The organism is Nocardia sp. NPDC005746 (genome assembly GCF_040630785.1).
GTDB lineage: Bacteria > Actinomycetota > Actinomycetes > Mycobacteriales > Mycobacteriaceae > Nocardia.
The window spans coordinates 397,191-415,452 of record NZ_JBEXYE010000004.1; the positions used below are offsets into that span (position 1 = coordinate 397,191).

The following is an 18,262-nucleotide window of genomic DNA, read 5'->3' on the forward strand; positions in this document are numbered from 1 at the left end:
TCAGCGAATTCGATGGTGCCTCCGGCCGCGGCAGGGGTCACCGTCGCGGTCAAAGTGGTCGCGGTGCCCACCTTCGCGCCCATCACCGGGTTGAGAGTGGTGGTGGAAGCGACAGCGGCCGCGGCAACGTCCGCCTGTGCGGTGGTGTTGGACCCGGTGACACCGTCACGCCCCGAGAACGTCGCGGTCAGCGTGTGCGCACCAGCAGCCGAGGGCGTCCACTGGAAGGTGGCAGTGCCGGTCCCGTCGACCTGCCCGGTCCCCAGAACCGTAGTGCCGTCAGCGAACTGGACCGTGCCACCCGCCGCTGCCGGAGTCACCTTGGCCGTGAGGGTGGTCGCGGTACCGACCTTCGCACCCGTCACCGGATTGAGAGTGACGGTGGAAGCGACATCGGCCGCAGTAACGTTCACGGTCTGCGGTGCGGACTGCGATGCGTTGGCGTACGCGGTGCCTGGATACTGCGCGGTCAGGGTGCGGTTGCCGCTCACCGTCGGTGTCCACTGGTAGGTCGCGGTACCGGTGGCGTCCAGGGCGCCGGTTCCGATCTGGGTGCCGCCGTCGTAGAAACCGATCGTGTCACCGGCCGAGCCACCGGTCATCGTGGCCGTCAACGTGACCGGCTGGCCCGCGCGGGCGCCCGAGACCGGGGCCAGGGTGGTGGTCGTGGCGTTCTTGCCCACCGTGATCGACGGGCCCTGAGTACCATACAACCCCGAGCCGAGCGACCCGCCGTAATCCATGCCGGTGGTCAGAGCGGCCCCGCGGGCACAGCCGTGACCGACCTTGTACTGCACGCTGAAGGTCGGGGAGCTGTGGAAGCCCGGCCGGTTCTGGACCACCCAGGAGGTGCTGCCGAACGACGCTCGCACGTAGCCGCCGCCGTTGCCCTCGTCGGCGACTACTTCGGGATTCGACACCGCGCCACCACCCATGGTGGCCGAACCCGGTACATAGGTGATACAGGCCGGGTGCCGGTCCTTGATGTTGTAGATGTACTCGTCGGTCCAGCTGTTACGGCTGAACTGGGTGGAGACCGTGATGGTGTCACCCTCGGCCGGGGACACGTTGCTGATGGTCCGGGTGAACTGCGAGGAGCCGTCGGACCACGTGATGTTCCCGGGGTTCGCGTCCGCGGCGCCGGTGCCGAACAGCGCCAGAGCGCTCGCGGCCGTGGTGGTCGCGGCAAGTTTGCGGGCGACATGTCGATTTGTCATTGTTATTCCTGGAGAAGAGAATTCGGCGCTCGTTCGGAATTCGATCGCGGGCAGAGGGACGGAACGCACATCGCCCCACTCCCCCGCGACGCCGCTTATCCCGAGGCAGGCCCGCCGGTTACGAGCAACGCTGACGCCGCGAAACCGGCAGCGATCGAGGAATGACGCATTTTCTTTCCTTCTACTGATTTTCTTCTGAGCGCTGGTATCCGGACAGGGCAAATCCAGCGATCATCAACAACATTCGATCGCTGAATCACGCAACGCCGGCGATCACGCAGACTCAGGGGTTTCAGCGGAGGCTACGACCGAGAGTTTCGGAAGCTCTGCTCTCGGCATTTGTTCTGATCCGTACTGCTGTGATCTCCTGTGATCTCGTCTGGGGCAAGCGCGCTCACCATAGGTGGCCACATTCGGAAATGTCGGCGTTTCACAAAGTTACCGGCGAGTTCGACACCAATTTTGGACATCTGCCCAGTTCGGCCGAAGGTAACGATCCGGGCACGTCGGCAAATACTCCGCTCGATTGCCCAGCAAGACAGCGAATGCGCCGTTCCTCCGGCACCCGCTGGTCACTCCGCGCGCCAGATACGGACCGTAGCCAGGCGGTCGACACTCAGGTCTGACCAGATTGCGGCCGGGTGGCTCCGGGAGCCGGCGACTGGCCATACCACCCGACACGACGGAACGATGAAGATTGAATCGAAACCGTGGGCAAGCGCGGGGTAGGCGGAACAAAAACAGGTCAGGCCCGGTACGAAACCGGGCCTGACCTGTATCAACGGGTGGAGCTAAGGGGACTCGAACCCCTGACCCCCACACTGCCAGTGTGGTGCGCTACCAGCTGCGCCATAGCCCCGTATTCACTTCTCCGCCAGCCGGGCGTTGCCCCGCTTGCTTGAACGAAGTTACACGACCGATGCGGAACAAACCAAATCGCCTGGACAGAGGCTGGCGGTGACGATCACCGGGAGGTAGTCTCGAACGCATGTTCGATAGCCGAGAGGTGGAGGCGATGGGCGAGGACGAGCTGGTCGACGCGCTGCGGCGGGCACACGGGGCGGCGGCGTTCGCACAGGCGGCGGAAATCACAGCGGTGCGGGAGGTGTATCGCCGCCATCGGGCCGCGAACGCCGCACCGGGCGCCGGCGGGGTGCGGGCCGGGGAGTTCGCGGCGGCGGAGATCGCGGTCGCGGTGCAGGTGCCGGAGGGGGTGGCGGCGGCGCTCATCGACATCGGGCTCGCGCTGGACTCGCTACCCCAGACCAAACTGGCGTTCGCGGCGGGACGGATCGATCTGTCCCGGGTGCAGGTGATCACGGACTGCCTGCGGGGGAAGCCACGGGAAATACGGGAAGTCCTGGAGCCCAAGCTGATCGACGCCGCGTTGCGGTCCGATCCGGTCCGGCTGCGGCAGACCGCGCAGCGCTGGGTGACGCGGCTCGATCCCGACGGCGAGACGCGGCGGCGCGAGGCCCGGGAACAGGACCGCGATGTCCGGATTCGCGCGGTTCAAGACGGGATGGCCGTGTTCGACGGGCTGCTGCCCGCCGCGGGAGCGCAGGCGCTCGCCATGCGGCTGCGGGAGATGAGCCTGCAAGTGTGCGAGGACGATCCGCGCACCATGTCCCAGCGCCGGGCCGACGCGCTCATCGCCCTCGCCGACGGCTCGGGCCGCCTGCACTGCGAATGCGGCAAGGAACTCGACTGCCCCAAGGCCAGCACCCCCACCACGCCTCGCCGTCCACTCATCCAGGTCGGCGTGTCCGCCGAAACCCTCCTCGGCCTGCGCGACGATCCCGCCTTCCTGTCCGGCTACGGACCCATCGACGCCGCGCTGGCCCGCTCGCTCGCCGAACACGCCCGGTTCCAGGTCATCCCCGAGTACTTCCCGGAGGACGCCACTCCGGGCCCGAGCGAAGACGACGCCCCTTCGCCCCCTGAGGAAAGCGCTTCGCAGACAAAGGAATCCGTCCTCGCCGACGGCATTCCGAGCCCGCGCCGGACCCGGCGGACGCGAATCGCCGCCGAAGCTCCCTGGGAGCGCGCGGCCGCCGCCCACCTCCGCGAGCGTCGCGTGCGCGACGACACCCCGGCCACCCCCCGGGTGGATCGCGGCCGCCTCACCACCGATGGTCCCGCCACCGCCGACAGCCCTGCCACCCAGGAACGGCCCGCCCGGCCCACCGAACCGGCTCCCCCGTCCGCACCACTGCGCAAACACGCCAAAGTCACTGCGGTGCGCCCCTTCTCGAACGCCCCGGCCCGCGAGGTGCGCGCCCTCGACGGATTCTGCCGTTTCCCCGGCTGCACCATGCCCGCCGCCGAAACCTCACTCATCCAGTTCGGCCCGCTCCCCCGCCTCCCCGCACAACCGAACTCCGGCTACCGCGCCGTGCTCTGCACCCATCACAACCGCCTGAAGTCCCTGGCGGACAAGGGAAAACACCCGTGGCGCGTCTACCTGGCCGACACCGACCGCATGCGCTGGATCGACCCGAGCGGTGAGACCCACGAAACCATCCGCGAGGGCGCCCGCTACCTCTTCCCCCACACCGACATAGACGCCCCCGCCGAGCCGCCCCGCCTCCGCCCGGTCCCCACCGACCCCGCCACGGCCGGAAGCTACTTCACCACCGACCTGGCCTACCCCCTCGAATCCCACGTCCTGATCCACCCCCAGCTGTCCCGCACCACCGCCGACAACGACATCCCCGAATCCCCCACCCACCCGGTCCCCCACTGACCGTTCACCACCCCGAACCAAGGGACCGAGCCCCCGGCTCGGCCCCCTGCCCGGGGTGCGGCTCAAATTCACCGTTCCCCCGATGGGCCGCACCCCACCCAATCGCAGCGGATGCCACCGCATGAGACAGGCCGGGCAGCCGACTCGCAGGAGTCGCTGCCCGGCCTGAACCGGCTATCCGAAGACCGCTGTTCCGCAGCCTATTTCGCGGCGCTGAGGACCCAGTCCGCGTTGCCGCGGTCGACCTTCTTGCCGTCGAGGAAGACCGACGGGGTGGCGGCCGGGCCGTTCAGAGCGTCACCAAGGGCCTTGAGAGCGGCGGCGGCGTGGGCTCGGGCGGTGTCGGCGCGGTCTCCGGAGGTGATGCACTTGGCGACGGAGTCGCTCGCGCCCGCTTCCTTGGCGAATGCGGCGAGTTCCTTGTTGTCGTGGTCGGAGCCGCCTTCGGAAGGCTGCTTCGTGGTGAAGAGCAGCTCATGGAACTTGGCGTACACCGGGCCGTTCCCGTCCTGCGCCACGCATTCGTTGGCGGCGACGGCGCGGGTGGAGTAGTCCTTGCTGCCCGAGCGGGAGTCGAGGAAGTTCACCAGCCGGTACCGCACCGCGAGCTTGCCCTCGTCGACCTGCTGGGCGATCTCCTGGCCGTTGACCTTCTCCATCTGGCCGCACGCCGGGCACAGCGGATCCTCGTAGATGTCAAGGGTTTTCGCCACCTTGGGCTTCCCCAGCACGATGGCCCCGTCGGAGTCCAGCGCCACCTCCACGGCCGGATCGTGCGCCGACCCGTACCCGTCGTTGCGCACCGCGTCCCCGCCACCGCGGTTCCACTGGAACACCGCGAACACGATCAGCACGATCACCACCACCGCCACCCCGGCCAGCGCATAGGTGGTCTTGCTCGACACCGGCCGCGGCGTGTGCTTCGAAGTCGGATTGCTCACCCGCACCACTCTGCCCGACACCCCCACCCCACCGACACCCGCCCCTAACGGTCGACGGCGAGCGCGGCTTCCTTGCGGCGCAGGGTCTCGGGCACGACCAGCCAGACCGCGGAGGCGGAGGCGAGCAGGATGCCGGTGACGCCGAGCGCGACACCGTAGGAGACGCGGTCGGCGAGCAGGCCGATGGCGTAGGGGCCGAGGAAGGTGCCGAGGTCTGCGGACATCTGGTAGCCGGCGAGGACCGGGCCGCCGCGGCGGCCGGGGCCGATGATGTCGGCGACCGCCGCCTGCAAGGCGGGGGTGAACATGCCGGATCCGATGCCGGCGAGGGCGGAGGCGGCAAGGAGCCAGGGCAGGGTCGAGGCGAAGCCGATGCCTGCGGTGCCTACGGCGCAGACCAGGGTGCCCGCGGTGAGGAAGGGTTTGCGGCCCAGGGTGTCCGACCAGCGGCCGGAGAGGAACAGGACCGAGGCGTTGCCGAGGGCGAAGGCGGTGAGGGCTACGCCCGCCAGGGCGGCGTCTTGTTTGAGGACCTCTACGACGATCAGGGGCACGAGCGCCATACGGACGCCGAATACCGCTGCGCCGTTGCCGAAGTTGGCCCAGAGGGCGGCTCGGTAGGCGGGGCGGGCGGCGGCTTCGCGGAAGGACATGGTGGGGGCGCCGTCGGATTTCTCCGGAAGAGCCAAGGGGGAATCTCGGAGGGCCACATAGACGATGAGGCTGGCGATCAGCAGAGCTACGCAGTAGATCAGGAAGGGGGCGCGCAGGCCCAGGAATGACAGGGCGCCGCCGACCAGCGGGCCGCTGATGGAGCCGATGAGGAAGCTGGTGGAGTAGACGCCGGAAACGCGGCCGCGTTCGGCGGGCGGGGACATGCGGATGACCAGGCCCAGGGAGGACACCGTGAACATGGTGGATCCGATGCCGCCCAGCGAACGCAGCACCAGGAGCTGCCAATAGCTTTGCGCGAGGGCGCACGCGCCGGTGGAGACCGCGACGATGAGCAGACCGGTCAGGTAGACCGGGCGCTCGCCCAGTTTCTGCAACAGCCGCCCGGCCATGGGGGCGAAGATCAAGCGCATCAACGCGAACGCGCTCACGATGAACGAGGCCGCCGCCACGCCGACATCGAAGCTCCGCGCGAACTGCGGCAGAGCCGGTGCGACCAAACCGAACCCGATGGCGATGGTGAAGGCCGAGCCCACCAGCACCCAGATCTCCACGGGCAGCCGCCGCGTCTCCAGCACTTCACTCACCGGCCGACACCTCGCGCTCACCTGGTCGCGCGACCCCGGCACACCGCGACAACTCCACCGCACACACCGATCCACTCATTTCCAACATCCGGCCGAACGCCGCACTAGCCACCGGACAACGCGTGTCCGACAATCTCCTCCGCGGCCGCCTGCACCTGTACGAGGTGCTCGGGGCCCTCGAAGGATTCGGCGTAGATCTTGTACTTGTCCTCGGTCCCGGAGGGCCGGGCCGCGAACCACGCGTTCTCGGTGGTGATCTTGAGCCCGCCCAGCGCCGCGCCATTGCCGCGGGCGCGGGTCTGGATACCGGTGATGGGTTCGCCGGCGATTTCGGTCGCGGTGATCATGTCCGGCGTCAACGCCGCGAGGCGGGTCTTCTGTTCCGCGGTGGCGGTGGCGTCGACGCGGGCGTAGGCGGGTGAGCCGTAGCGCTTCTCGAGTTCGGTGTAGCGGGTGGACGGGCTCTGCCCGGTGACGGCGGTGATCTCCGCGGCCAGCAGAGCCAGCAGGATGCCGTCCTTGTCGGTGGTCCAGACGGTGCCGTCCATGCGCAGGAACGAGGCGCCCGCGGACTCCTCGCCGCCGAAAGCGAGGCTGCCGCTGAACAATCCGGGCACGAACCATTTGAACCCGACCGGCACCTCGTACACGTCGCGGCCCAGCACGCCGACCACGCGGTCGATCATGGAGGACGTCACCACCGTCTTGCCGATCTTGGTCAGCGCGTCCCACCCCATCCGGTTGGCGATCATGTATTCGATCGCCACCGCCAGGAAGTGGTTCGGATTCATCAGTCCCGCATCGGGAGTCACGATCCCGTGCCGGTCCGCGTCCGCGTCATTGCCGGTCGAAATGTCGTAATCGTCGCGAATCGCCACGAGTGAGGCCATGGCGTAGCGCGAGGACGGATCCATCCGGATCCGCCCGTCGGAATCCAGCGTCATGAACCGCCACGTCGGGTCGACGAACGGGTTCACCACCTCGAGCTCGAGGTCGTAGCGCTGCCCGATCTCCTCCCAGTAATCCACGGAGGCCCCGCCCATGGGATCCGCGCCCAGCCGAATCCCAGCGCCGCGAATGGCGTCCAGATTCAGCACGTTGGGTAGGTCCGAGATGTAGCGGTCCAGGTAGTCGTAGCGCTCCACGTTGGTGGCCAGCGCGTGCGCCAGCGAGGTGCGCTTGACCTCGGAGAGCCCGGTACGCAGCAGCTCGTTGGCGCGGGCGGCGATGGCGTCGGTGGCGATGGTGTCGGCCGGGCCGCCGTGCGGCGGGTTGTACTTGAAGCCGCCGTCGCGGGGCGGATTGTGCGAGGGCGTCACCACGATGCCGTCGGCCTGATGCCGGGTGCCGCCCCGATTGTGGCGCAGCACGGCGTGACTCAAAGCCGGTGTGGGCGTGTACCTGTCGCGGGCGTCGATGATCGCGGTGACATCGTTGGCGGCGAGCACCTCCAGGGCGGTGGTCCAGGCGGGCTCGGACAGCGCGTGCGTGTCCCGCGCCAGGTACACCGGCCCGGTGATGCCGCGCGAGGCCCGGTATTCCACGATGGCCTGCGTGATGGCCAGGATGTGCGCCTCGTTGAACGCGCAGTCCAGGCTGGATCCACGATGCCCGGAGGTGCCGAAGGAGACCAGCTGCGCGGGATCGGCCGGATCCGGGATGCGGCTGTAGTACGCGGTCACCAGGTGCGCGATGTCCTCGAGGTCCGTGGCCCGCGCCGGTCGTCCGGCTCGATCGTGGGCCATGCCCGCACCTCCCTTCCGTATCGCCTGCGCCCGGCTGGTCATCAGGATCACGGCCGTACCCACTGCCCGAGTTGGACACCGAGGTAGGCCGCGGCAAGGCTCGCGCCGACGCCGATCACGACGTTCGCCACCGCATAGCTGTAAGCGCCCTCCTCGGCCAAACGAACCGTTTCGTATCCGAACGTACTGAACGTGGTCAGCGCGCCGCAGAAGCCCGTTCCCGCGGCCGCGAAGAGCCAATGGTTTGCTCCCGCACCGATCAACGCGCCCAGCAAGGCCGAACCGCCCATGTTCACCGTCAGTGTGCCCAGGGGGAGAACACTATCGAATCGAAGGGCCAACGCGCGATCCACCAGAAATCGGGCGGGCGCACCGAGCAGCGCGCCGAGGATCACCGCCAGCGCGGTCACCGCCGCACCCCGTCGAAGACGTCGACGGGCGAGAGCGCGACGGTCAGTGAATCCAGCAGGTCCGCATTGGTTTCCACGAAAGCACGCAACCGGTCGGTGTCGTCGATGATCATCACCATCACCGGCAGCCGTTCGGCCAGATCGAGCAGTCGGGTGGTGTGGATCTGGGAGGACACCCCGTACCCCTCGACGCCGCGCCACACACTCGCCCCGACCAATCCGGCATCCCGGGCACGCCGCACGATCTCGTGGTAGCGGGGCCGATGCCGATAGGTGTCGTCCTCGCCGAGCAGCACCGTCAGCCGCGACGCCGGTATCCACCGCCGGACCGCATCGGTGTCGGACTCCGTGTTCATCGTCCTGCCCCCAATCGTCGCGCCGTTCCCGATATCCATCGTGTCGCACCCACGCCCAGCACGACCGCGATCAGCCCGGTCACCACCGTCCCCCCGAGGTAGCCGAGCCCGTAGCCGATTCGGCCCGATTCGAGCAGTGTACGAACTTCCCCGGCGTATGTGGACATGGTGGTGAATCCGCCCAGTACACCGACCCCGAGGAACGGCCGCAGCAGTCGGTGCGCCGCCCAGATCTCGGTGATACAGACCATGAGTACCCCGATGAGCAAGCAACCGATCACGTTGACCGCCAAGGTGTGCCAGGGGATCACACCGCGCTGCGGCAGCAGCACACTCACCCCGTAGCGCGCCTCCGCCCCGATCGCGCCTCCCAGGGCGATGACGCCGAGCAGAGCGACGTCGACGCCCGCGGTGTTCGCCGCCATCACCCTCCCTTCGATTTGCCTGGCCCAATCGCCGCTGTCTGGCGTGTTGCTGAGCCCGAACAGCAGCCCGGAACTGCGAGGATAGTGCGGCTTGCCCGGCGTTGTCCCACCGGCCTCGAGGAGAGCCAAGTTGGCGGTGCGCCAGTCGATCAGAAAGATGCTGGTCCAGAGCTTCGGAATCGCCGCGGTCCTGGCGGCCGTCATGGCGGCCGCGCCCGCGGCGCACGCCGGGGCGATCTTCCCCCTCCCTGATCCGGACGGGTTCTACTACGCCGCAGGCAATCTCGACGCCGCTCGGAACGGCGACGTGCTGAACTCCCGCCAGGTGCCCGCCCACCCGTTCCCCGGGGCGACGGTGTGGCGGATCCTGTTCCGCTCCACCAATTCCAACGGCGCGCCCATCGCCGCGGTGACCACGTTGATCTCCCCGGGCCCCGGGCCGCGACCGCTGCTGTCGTATCAGCCGTTCGTGAATTCCCTGGGCCTGCAATGCGCGCCGTCGCACAGCCTGCTCGACGGGAGTCTGAAGGAGTCGTCGGCGTTCCCGCTGCCGCCGGCCAAGGGCTGGGCGATCGCGGTGCCCGAGCTGATCCACCAGCCGCTCTGCGAATGGCACGGCGGCAACGACCAGGTGCCGCTGGATCTGGCCCAGTACACCGCGGGCCGCTACTGCGCCGCCGGGACGCCGGTCCAGTTCGACGTCATCCCGGGCGCGGACCACGGCACCGCCATCTTCTCCGGCACGCTCAACGCCATGAACTATCTGTCCGACCGGTTCGCGGGCCTGGCCCCGCCCTCCAACTGCCGCTGATCGCGGTAAGAAGGAAAACGAAGCGGCCCCGCTCGGATCGGCGAGCGGGGCCGCTTTCATGGTTGGACCACGGTGTCCAGGGGTTCGAATCTCAGTGCGCGAGAACGGGTTCACCCTCGGCCGGGACCGGTACCTTGTTCGGCATGATCAGCCCGGTGACCACCGCGCCGACCACGAAGATCGCGGCGGCCCACCAGAAGGTGGTGGTGTAGCTCTGCACCGCGGCCTCGGCCAGCACCCGCGGCGACGGCGGAACGTGCCCGGCCACATAGTCGTTGAACGAGGTCGCGGCCAGCGTGCTCAGCAGCGCGGTGCCGATCGAGCCGCCCACCTGCTGGCTGGTGTTCACCATGGCCGAGGCGACGCCGGCGTCGGCGTGCTCCACGCCCGCGGTCGCACCGCTGAACGCGGTGGACATCGCCATACCCAGACCCAGGCCCATCAGCAGCAGGCTCGGCAGGATGTGGCTCGCGTAGCCGGTGTCCACACCGATGCGGGTCAGCAGCGCCATTCCCAGTGTGGCGAGCAGGAATCCGGTCACCACGGTCACCTTCGGGCCCACCCGCGGGATGAGCAGTGCGGGCACGGTGGTGGAGGCGGCGACCATGCCCGCGACCATCGGCAGGAACGCGACGCCGGTGCGGATCGGCGAGTACCCCAGCTGCTGCTGCATGTAGTAGGTGAGGAACAGGAACATGGCGAACATGCCGATGCCGATGGTGAACACCGCGACGTAGGACGCGCCGCGGGTGCGGTCCAGCACCACGCGCAGCGGCAGCAGCGGGTGCGCGACGCGCTGTTCCAGCCACACGAACAGGCCCAGCAGCGCGACGCCGCCGATCAGGAAGGCCAGGGTGACGCCGTTGGTCCATCCGTCGGACTCGGCATGCGAGAAGCCGTAGACGATGCCGAACAGCGCGGCGGTCACGGTGACGGTGCCGGGCAGATCCAGCTTGGGGCGGGTGGTGGCGGTGTGCTTGGCCAGCAGCAGGATCGCGCCGACCAGCGCGACGGCCGCGAAGACCAGGTTCACGTACATCACCCAGCGCCACGAGGCCCACTCGGTGAGCGCGCCGCCCAGCAGCAGGCCGAGCGCGCCGCCCGCGCCGGCGATGGCGCCGAAGATGCCGAATGCCTTTGCGCGCTCGGCGGGTTCGGTGAAGGTGACGGTCAGCAGCGAGAGCGCGGCGGGCGCGAGCAGCGCGGCGAACACGCCCTGCGCGACGCGGGAGCCGACCAGCACCTCGAAGTTGCCGGCCGCGCCGCCGACCGCGGAGGCGACCGCGAAGCCGATCAGGCCGGTGATGAAGGTGGTGCGGCGGCCGAACAGGTCGGAGAGCCGTCCGCCGAGCAGCAGCAGCGAGCCGAAGGCCAGCGCGTAGCCGGTGATGACCCACTGCCGGTCGCCGTTGGAGAAGCCGAGATCGGCCTGCGCGTGCGGGAGCGCGATGTTCACGACGGTCGCGTCGAGCACGACCATCAGCTGGGCGACGCCGAGCACGGCGAGCACCCACCAGCGCAGGGCGTGCGATCCGCGCCGCCCTGCCGTGTCCTCGGTCGCAGCCGGGGCTGTGACGTCTTTCTCGAGCGCTGTAGTCATGGTTGGTGTCCTCGTCCCCTAGACTTAGTGGAGAAACCATCTCCGCTTACCGATCAAGCTATCAGCTAAACGGAGATAGCTCCTCCGGATAATCCCGATTGCTGATAGGATTAGCCTGTGAATCACGTCACCACCGCGCCCCCACCTCGGCGTCTGCGCGCGGACGCCGCCCGCAATCAGCAGCGCATCATCGCGGCCGCCCGCGAGCTGTTCGCCGATCGGGGGCTGGACGTCACCCTCGACGATGTGGCCGAGCGGGCGGGCGTCGGCGTCGGCACGGTCTACCGCCGCTTCGCCAACAAGCAGGAGCTCATCTCCGAGGTCTTCGACCAGATGGTCACCGAACTGGCCGAGGCCGTGAACGTGGCGCTGCACCACCCGGATCCCTGGGAGGGCCTGACCGACCTGTTCGAGTACTCGTGCCGCCACGTCGCCGCCAACCGGGGCTTCAGCGAGGTGATCCTCGAACTGCACGACAGCATGGAGCGCTTCGTGTGCATGAAGGATCAGATCCGGCCCGGGATGCAGGCGGTCATCGCGCGCGCCAAGGACGCGGGCGTGCTGCAGCCCGATATCGAACCGGCCGACTTCTTCGCCATGGTGAACATGGTCGACGGCATCGCAGGCTTCGCCCGGCCGGTCAATCCCGAAGTATGGGAGCGCTACATGGCGGTGATTCTCAATGGCGTGCGCGGCGACAGCGTGCCTCGCCTGCCGCTCACGCAGCGTCCACTGTCCGAAGACGAGGTCGAGCGAGCGAAGGCGGCCGCCTTCAACCCGCGCAAACGGTAGCGCGCATCACACTCGCGGTTTAAAGTTGGTCGCATGACCAACTCTTGGGTGAACTGGGCCGGGGATCAGAGCTGTACCCCGGCGTCCATCGCCGAACCGAGCTCGCCCGAGGACGTCGCGGCAGTACTCGCTCAGGCCGAAGCGAACGGCCACACCGTCCGGGTCGCCGGATCCGGGCACTCCTTCACCGAGACCGTGCTCACCGACGGCACGCTCATGCGGCTGAACCAGCTCGACAAGATCCTGCACGTGGACCGCGCGACCGGCCTGGTCCGCGCCGAGGCCGGCATCACCCTCAATGCCGCCAGCAACGCGTTGCACCCGCTGGGCCTGGCCTTCCCCAACCTCGGCGACATCGACGTGCAGTCGATCGCCGGCGCCACCGCGACCGGTACCCACGGGACCGGATCCAAGCTGCAGAACCTCTCCGCCGCACTGCATTCGGTGGAGCTCATGCTGGCCGACGGCAGCCGGATCGAACTCAACGAGCAGACCGATCCCGACGGCTGGCGCGCCGCGCGCGTGAATGTCGGCGCGCTGGGCGTCGTCACGGCCGTGACGCTGCAGATGGTGCCGTCGTTCGTGCTCGAGGGCATCGAGCGGCCGATCCCGGTCGAGGACGTGCTGGCCGATCTGGACAGCTACGTCGAGGACAACGAGCACTTCGAGTTCTACATGTTCGCCCACAGCCCGCTGGCCATGACCAAGCGCAACAACCGGGTCGAGCTCCCCGAACAGCCGCGCGGCAAAGCCATGGACTGGTTCTCCGACATCCTCATGACCAACTACACCTTCGACGCGCTGTGCAAGCTCACCCGGTGGCGCCCGAACCTGATCCCGATGGTCCAGCGCAGCGCCGCCTACGCCGGCAGCTACCGCCGCCAGGTCGAACGCTCCTACCGGGTCTTCGCCAGCCCCCGGCTGTTCCGCTTCACCGAGATGGAATACGCCATCCCGCGCGAGCATTCGGTCGACGCCATCCGCGAGATCAAGGAGGTGGCCAAGCATTTCGACACCCCGATGCCGATCGAGGTGCGCTGGGTCGCCCCCGATGACGCCTTCCTGTCACCCGCCGGCGGGCGCGAGACCTGCTACATCGCGGTCCACCAGTACGAGGGCATGAACTACGAGCCGTATTTCCGCGCCTGCGAACGCGTTTTCGACCGCTACAACGGCCGCCCACACTGGGGCAAGCGGCACTTCCAGACCGCCGAGACACTGCGTGAGCGCTACCCGGAGTGGGACCGCTTCGCCGAGGTGCGCCGTCGCTTCGACCCCAAGGGCCGGTTCACCAACGCCTACATCGAGCGCGTCCTGGGCCCGGTGAACTGAGTACGCCCGAGCGTAGGACAAACCGACTAGTATCGGTTGCTGAAAGATCGCTGCTCTTCCGGGCGTGACCACCCACGTAGGAGGTTCGATGACTTCTTTCAGCGACGGCAACGAGGCGGGCGAGATGGCTCCCGGCGCGGCCCAGAATCTGGGCGACACAGCGCAGGAGGCCTTCAAGGGCGGAGCCGAGGACGCCAGGGAATGGGTCGAGAAGGCGGGCGACGAGGTCAAGGAGTGGGCCGAGAAGGCCGGTGACGAAGTCAAGGAATGGGCGGGGGGCTTGACCGACAAGGTCAAGGGGATGTTCGACCGCGGATCGAAGTAGGAGTCCAACCATGCCGACCAACGACGACGATCTCGGCGACGGCGCTTCGAAGTTCGAGGACGCGACCGAACGCCTGGCAGACGACCTGCGCACCACCGCCGACGACCTGACCACCGATCTCGGGGTCACCGCCGCCGACCTGCGCGAGCGGGCCGGGGCGGCGACCGGACAGCTGGCCGAACGGGCCAGCGGCGCCGCCGCCGAACTGGCCGAACGGGCTCAGACCGCGGCCGCCGACCTCGCCGATATGGCGAAGTCCTTCGCCGACAAGATCACTCCCGAGGATTTCCAGGTCACCCTCGAACAGGTGCGGGCCAACCTCGACCACGCCGCACAGGACGTGCTGGCAGCGGTCAACGAGATCGTCACCGCGCTGAAGAACAGGGCCGGAAAGTAGTTCAGCCAACCCCGGTTCCGGGCCACACGGCCCGGAGCCGGGGTTGTTCGCATGTGTTCGGCAGGTAGATCGCAGCAGACGACGACCGCAGGGGGCACGCCACGTGGGCACGACCCGCCATACCTCGACCGAGACGGTTCCGGCCCATCATCGAGTGGCGGTGGCTCCCCGGGTGTTCTGGCCCTCGGCCATCGTGGTGACCGCCTTCACCGTGTACGCCATCGTCTTCCGCGATACCGCGGCCCGGCAGGCGAAAGCGCTGCAGGACAATGTGATCGGCGGCTTCGGCTGGTACTACATCCTGATCGTGAGCCTGTTCGTGGTGTTCGCGATCTGGCTGGGACTGGGCCGGTTCGGCGACATCACCCTGGGCGAGGACGGCGAGCAGGCCGAATACTCCATCGGCGCTTGGCTTTCCATGCTGTTCGCGGCGGGCATGGGGATCGGCCTGGTGTTCTGGGGTGTGGCCGAGCCGCTGTTCCACTACGAGGACCCGCGCCCCGGGGTCGGGTCCACCCCGGCGCAGCGCGCGGATTCGGCCATGGTGCAGACGTTCCTGCACTGGGGCATCCACCCGTGGGCCATCTACGTGGTGGTGGGGCTGGCGATCGCGTACTCGATCCACCGCAAGGGCAGGCCGGTGTCGATCCGCTGGTCGCTGGAATCGATCGCGGGCGACAAGGTCCGGGGCTGGCGCGGGGATCTCATCGACGTGGTGGCGGTGATCGGCACCGTGTTCGGCGTCGCGACCTCCCTCGGGCTGGGGGTGCTGCAGATCTCGGCAGGGCTGAATCATCAGGGCTGGCTGCACGAACCGGGCAAGGGCTTGCAGGTGACGCTGGTCGTGGCGGTCACCGCGCTGGCCACGGTGTCGGTGGTGACGGGCGTGGACAAGGGCATCAAACTGCTGTCCCAGCTCAATATGGGTGTGGCGGGCGCGCTGATGCTGTTCGTGCTGATCGTCGGGCCGACGCTGTTCATCGTCGACGATCTGGTGCAGAGCCTGGGCCAGTACCTGCAGTCGCTGCCCCGGATCAGCATGTACACCGGCGCGACCGAAGGCCCCACCGGGACGGCCTGGACCCAGCAGTGGACCGTCTTCTATTGGGGCTGGTGGATCTCCTGGGCCCCGTTCGTGGGCGTCTTCATCGCGCGCATCTCGCGCGGGCGCACGGTGCGGGAGTTCGTGGCCGGGGTGCTGCTGGTGCCGACGCTGCTGACCTTCGTGTGGTTCGCGGTGTTCGGCGGGGCGGGCCTGCACCGCGAGATGTTCGGTGGCGGCGGGCTGGTCGGTCCGGACGGACCCGATCGCGACAGCGCGCTGTTCGAGCTGCTGCGGACGCTGCCGGGCGGATCGATCACGGCGGGGCTGGCGATCCTGGTGATCGTGCTGTTCTTCGTCACCTCCGCGGATTCGGGGGCGCTGGTGGTGAACATGCTGTCCTCGGGCGGCAATCCGGAGCCGCCTACCTGGAGTCGCGCGTTCTGGACCACCGCGCAGGGTGCGGTGGCGGCGGCGCTGCTGGTGGCCAGCGGCACCGGCACGGCCGCGCTGACCACCCTGCAGACGGTGGCGATCTTGATCGCGTTGCCGTTCAGTGTGGTGTTGCTGGCCATGTGCATGGCGCTGGTGAAGACCTTCCGGGCCGATCACGCGCGCTCGGAGGCGGGCCGCGAGAGCTGATTCGGACCCTCCGGTTTGCCAAATGTGTGCCAGCACCCTTCCGGCGATCGGGGTGACACGCGTCAAGGGGGGTGTGCCGGGTGCGCACAAGGCCCCTACCAGCATTTAAACTCCCATCCGGAACATAACGAAAACGTCTCGGATTGGAACTGCGCGCATCATGCTCAAGGGCTTCAAAGACTTCCTGATGAGGGGCAATGTCATCGATCTCGCGGTGGCGGTGGTCATGGGCACCGCGTTCACCGCCATCGTCACCTCGGTGACGAAGGGCGTGATCGAGCCGCTGCTCGCCACCCTCGGCGGCAACAAGGAATTCGGCCTGGGCTTCCAGCTGCTGGCCGACAAGCCGTCCACCTTCGTCGCCCTCGGGCCGATCATCAGCGCGGGCATCAACTTCCTCTGCGTCGCGGCGGTGCTCTACTTCGTGCTCATCCTGCCGATGAACACCATCAAGAACCGTTTCGCGAAGGTCGAGGAGGAGAAGGTCGCGACCGAGCTGGAACTGCTCACCGAGATCCGCGACCTGCTCGCCAAGCAGAACGCGAGCCGGTAGTTCCCCACCGTCGGGCCACGGTTCCGCCGAGCGCCTCGACTAGGCTTAGCCAGGTTGTTGCCAACAGCCGGACAGAGATCTAGTCGAGGAGGCGGGAACCGTGGGCCGCATTCCACCCCGGGAACAGGCGAGAGATCTGGCGGACCCGGTGCGGCCCGCACCGGCGAGCCGGTGGGCCATGCTCGCCGTGCTCTGCGCGAGCCTGCTGCTGGTGGCGATGGACGCGACCATCCTCAATGTCGCACTGCCCTCGCTCATCGATCACATGGCGCCCACCCCCATGGAGCAGCTGTGGATCGTCGACCTCTACGGCCTGGTGCTGGGCGGTCTGCTGATCACCTGCGGCGCGATCGGCGACCGGTACGGCCGGAAACTGCTGTTCCTGCTCGGCTTCCTGCTCTTCGGCGTCGCCTCGGTGATCGCGGCGACCGCGCACTCCCCCGCCCAGCTCATCGCGGGCCGGGCGCTGCTCGGGGTCGGCGGAGCCATGGTGATGCCGTCCACGCTCTCGCTGATCCGCAATATCTTCACCGATGACCACGAACGAACCCTCGCCATCGGCATCTGGGCCTCGGTGGCCGGCGGTGGCGCGGCCATCGGCCCGCTGGTCGGCGGTCATCTGGTCGAGGCGTTCGGCTGGTCGGCGGCCTTCTGGCTCAATGTGCCCGTAGTGATCCTCACCGTGGCCGCGGGGCTGTGGCTGCTGCCGGAGTACCGGGCCCCGCAGCAGGGCCGCTTGGACTGGGCCGGCGCGGCGCTGTCGGTGCTGGGCATCGTGGCGCTGGCGTGGGGCATCAAGCATGTGGCGAAGGGCAATCCGGCCCCGGTCGATCTGATCATCTTGGTGTCGTCGGTACTCCTGCTGGGGTGGTTCGCCTACCGGCAGTCGAAGTCGCCCGACCCGCTGCTGGATGTGCGGCTGTTCCGCAATCGCGCCTTCACCGCCGCCGCGCTCGCCACCCTGCTCGCCATGCTGGCCATCGGAGCCGCGCTGTTCCTGATCTCCTTGTGGCTGCAATACATTCACGGCTACTCGCCGTCGGAGGCCGGTATGCGCACCCTGCCCGCGGCGCTGGCCACCCTGTTCGGTTCGCTGGCCACCCCCTGGCTCATGCGGCGCGTGGGCGTGCGCGCGCTGATGGGTTTCGGATTGGGCGCGCTGGCGACGGGTTTCGCGGTGCTGGCCGCGATTCCCGACACCACCTACCCGATCGTCGCCCTGGTGCTGCTGTGCCTGGGCATCGGTGACGGCATCGCGATCACCACGGCCGCCGCCGTCCTGGTCGCCTCGGTGCCCGCCGAGCGCGCCGGGCAGGCGGGGGCGGTCGAGGAGACCAACTACGAACTGGGCATCGGTCTGGGCGTGGCACTGCTGGGCAGCATCCACGGCCGTTTGTTCACCGGCCACATGACCGGATTGCCGCTGCACGGCGACGATCTGACCGAGGCGCAGGGCTCGGTGGGCGGCGCGGCCCACGTCGCCGAGCGGATCGGCGGACCCGCCGGCGACGAGGTGCTGCGCATCGCCCAGCACGCCTACGACGCGGCGCTCACCACCACCTCCTGGATCTCCACGGGACTGGTGGGCGCGGTCGCGGTGCTCACCGTGATCCTGGTTCCGCGCGGCTTCAAGGCGACCGCCGCGCACTGAGACCCCCTTCCCGGGGAT

At 68.4% G+C, this 18,262-nt stretch carries 17 protein-coding genes and 1 tRNA gene; 9 read left to right on the plus strand and 9 right to left on the minus strand.

The features are described 5' to 3' along the window. Both ABZ412_RS10650 and ABZ412_RS10655 read right to left on the minus strand, forming a co-directional pair. The coding region (locus ABZ412_RS10650) for an Ig-like domain-containing protein (protein ID WP_357278869.1) at window positions 1-1,217 on the minus strand (1,217 nt) is incomplete at its 3' end. 786 nt (window positions 1,218-2,003) lie between these two features. Beyond that, window positions 2,004-2,076 (minus strand) — tRNA-Ala (locus ABZ412_RS10655). Window positions 2,077-2,205: 129 nt separating this feature from the next. Between ABZ412_RS10655 and ABZ412_RS10660 the strand changes: the two genes are divergently transcribed. After that, window positions 2,206-3,963 (plus strand): DUF222 domain-containing protein, encoded by a 1,758-nt coding sequence (locus ABZ412_RS10660; RefSeq protein WP_357278872.1) that lies wholly within the window; start codon window positions 2,206-2,208, stop codon window positions 3,961-3,963. A gap of 200 nt (window positions 3,964-4,163) precedes the next feature. Here the strand turns inward: ABZ412_RS10660 and ABZ412_RS10665 are convergent, their stop codons facing one another. The 6 genes from ABZ412_RS10665 to ABZ412_RS10690 all read right to left on the minus strand — a co-directional run bounded on the left by ABZ412_RS10665 (window position 4,164) and on the right by ABZ412_RS10690 (window position 9,099). Beyond that, a complete protein-coding gene (locus tag ABZ412_RS10665) occupies window positions 4,164-4,904 on the minus strand; it encodes a thioredoxin domain-containing protein (protein ID WP_357278874.1) in 741 nt (246 codons plus the stop codon). Window positions 4,905-4,948: 44 nt separating this feature from the next. Next, window positions 4,949-6,163, minus strand: coding sequence for an MFS transporter (locus ABZ412_RS10670; RefSeq protein WP_357278877.1), 1,215 nt, complete (start codon window positions 6,161-6,163; stop codon window positions 4,949-4,951). Between the two features lie 104 nt (window positions 6,164-6,267). Beyond that, window positions 6,268-7,908: a phosphoglucomutase (alpha-D-glucose-1,6-bisphosphate-dependent) gene (gene pgm / locus ABZ412_RS10675; protein ID WP_357278879.1), complete on the minus strand. Its 1,641-nt coding sequence runs from the start codon at window positions 7,906-7,908 to the stop codon at window positions 6,268-6,270. A 47-nt stretch (window positions 7,909-7,955) separates the two neighbouring features. Then, window positions 7,956-8,318: a CrcB family protein gene (locus ABZ412_RS10680; protein ID WP_357278881.1), complete on the minus strand. Its 363-nt coding sequence runs from the start codon at window positions 8,316-8,318 to the stop codon at window positions 7,956-7,958. Next, complete coding sequence (locus ABZ412_RS10685; RefSeq protein WP_357278883.1) at window positions 8,315-8,674, minus strand: DUF190 domain-containing protein; 360 nt, start codon at window positions 8,672-8,674, stop codon at window positions 8,315-8,317. Before ABZ412_RS10685 ends, ABZ412_RS10680 begins: the two co-directional genes overlap by 4 nt. Beyond that, window positions 8,671-9,099 carry a CrcB family protein gene (locus ABZ412_RS10690; RefSeq protein WP_357278885.1) on the minus strand — a complete coding sequence of 143 codons (429 nt, stop codon included), beginning with the start codon at window positions 9,097-9,099 and terminating at the stop codon, window positions 8,671-8,673. Before ABZ412_RS10690 ends, ABZ412_RS10685 begins: the two co-directional genes overlap by 4 nt. A 136-nt stretch (window positions 9,100-9,235) precedes the next feature. Here ABZ412_RS10690 and ABZ412_RS10695 point away from each other — a divergent pair, with 136 nt between their 5' ends. After that, window positions 9,236-9,910 carry a hypothetical protein gene (locus ABZ412_RS10695; RefSeq protein ID WP_357279041.1) on the plus strand — a complete coding sequence of 225 codons (675 nt, stop codon included), beginning with the start codon at window positions 9,236-9,238 and terminating at the stop codon, window positions 9,908-9,910. Between the two features lie 91 nt (window positions 9,911-10,001). Here ABZ412_RS10695 and ABZ412_RS10700 read toward each other — a convergent pair whose 3' ends face one another. Continuing rightward, window positions 10,002-11,510, minus strand: a complete 1,509-nt coding sequence (locus tag ABZ412_RS10700) for an MFS transporter (protein ID WP_357278888.1) — start codon at window positions 11,508-11,510, stop codon at window positions 10,002-10,004. 117 nt (window positions 11,511-11,627) lie between these two features. Here ABZ412_RS10700 and ABZ412_RS10705 point away from each other — a divergent pair, with 117 nt between their 5' ends. From ABZ412_RS10705 to ABZ412_RS10735, 7 genes are all read left to right on the plus strand, one after another. After that, entirely contained in the window at window positions 11,628-12,302 is a 675-nt protein-coding gene (locus tag ABZ412_RS10705) for a helix-turn-helix domain-containing protein (protein ID WP_357278890.1), read from the plus strand. A gap of 33 nt (window positions 12,303-12,335) precedes the next feature. Continuing rightward, window positions 12,336-13,634: a D-arabinono-1,4-lactone oxidase gene (locus ABZ412_RS10710; protein WP_357278893.1), complete on the plus strand. Its 1,299-nt coding sequence runs from the start codon at window positions 12,336-12,338 to the stop codon at window positions 13,632-13,634. An 88-nt stretch (window positions 13,635-13,722) separates the two neighbouring features. Next, entirely contained in the window at window positions 13,723-13,959 is a 237-nt protein-coding gene (locus ABZ412_RS10715) for a hypothetical protein (protein ID WP_357278895.1), read from the plus strand. A gap of 10 nt (window positions 13,960-13,969) precedes the next feature. Then, the gene (locus ABZ412_RS10720; protein WP_357278898.1) at window positions 13,970-14,356 is read left to right on the plus strand and encodes a hypothetical protein; all 387 of its coding nucleotides are present in this window, start codon (window positions 13,970-13,972) and stop codon (window positions 14,354-14,356) included. 154 nt (window positions 14,357-14,510) lie between these two features. Beyond that, window positions 14,511-16,040, plus strand: coding sequence for a BCCT family transporter (locus ABZ412_RS10725; RefSeq protein ID WP_357278900.1), 1,530 nt, complete (start codon window positions 14,511-14,513; stop codon window positions 16,038-16,040). 160 nt (window positions 16,041-16,200) lie between these two features. Beyond that, complete coding sequence (mscL, locus tag ABZ412_RS10730) at window positions 16,201-16,593, plus strand: large conductance mechanosensitive channel protein MscL (protein ID WP_357278901.1); 393 nt, start codon at window positions 16,201-16,203, stop codon at window positions 16,591-16,593. Window positions 16,594-16,693: 100 nt separating this feature from the next. After that, complete coding sequence (locus tag ABZ412_RS10735) at window positions 16,694-18,244, plus strand: MFS transporter (protein ID WP_357278904.1); 1,551 nt, start codon at window positions 16,694-16,696, stop codon at window positions 18,242-18,244. Window positions 18,245-18,262: the final 18 nt, after the last annotated feature.

Coding starts and splice junctions, on each gene's coding strand:
- mscL (WP_357278901.1), top strand. CDS start 16,201: ATGCTCAAGGGCTTCAAAGACTTCCTGATGAGGGGCAATGTCATCGAT.
- ABZ412_RS10685 (WP_357278883.1), bottom strand. CDS start 8,674: ATGAACACGGAGTCCGACACCGATGCGGTCCGGCGGTGGATACCGGCG.
- ABZ412_RS10710 (WP_357278893.1), top strand. CDS start 12,336: ATGACCAACTCTTGGGTGAACTGGGCCGGGGATCAGAGCTGTACCCCG.
- ABZ412_RS10715 (WP_357278895.1), top strand. CDS start 13,723: ATGACTTCTTTCAGCGACGGCAACGAGGCGGGCGAGATGGCTCCCGGC.
- pgm (WP_357278879.1), bottom strand. CDS start 7,908: ATGGCCCACGATCGAGCCGGACGACCGGCGCGGGCCACGGACCTCGAG.
- ABZ412_RS10660 (WP_357278872.1), top strand. CDS start 2,206: ATGTTCGATAGCCGAGAGGTGGAGGCGATGGGCGAGGACGAGCTGGTC.
- ABZ412_RS10720 (WP_357278898.1), top strand. CDS start 13,970: ATGCCGACCAACGACGACGATCTCGGCGACGGCGCTTCGAAGTTCGAG.
- ABZ412_RS10700 (WP_357278888.1), bottom strand. CDS start 11,510: ATGACTACAGCGCTCGAGAAAGACGTCACAGCCCCGGCTGCGACCGAG.
- ABZ412_RS10690 (WP_357278885.1), bottom strand. CDS start 9,099: ATGGCGGCGAACACCGCGGGCGTCGACGTCGCTCTGCTCGGCGTCATC.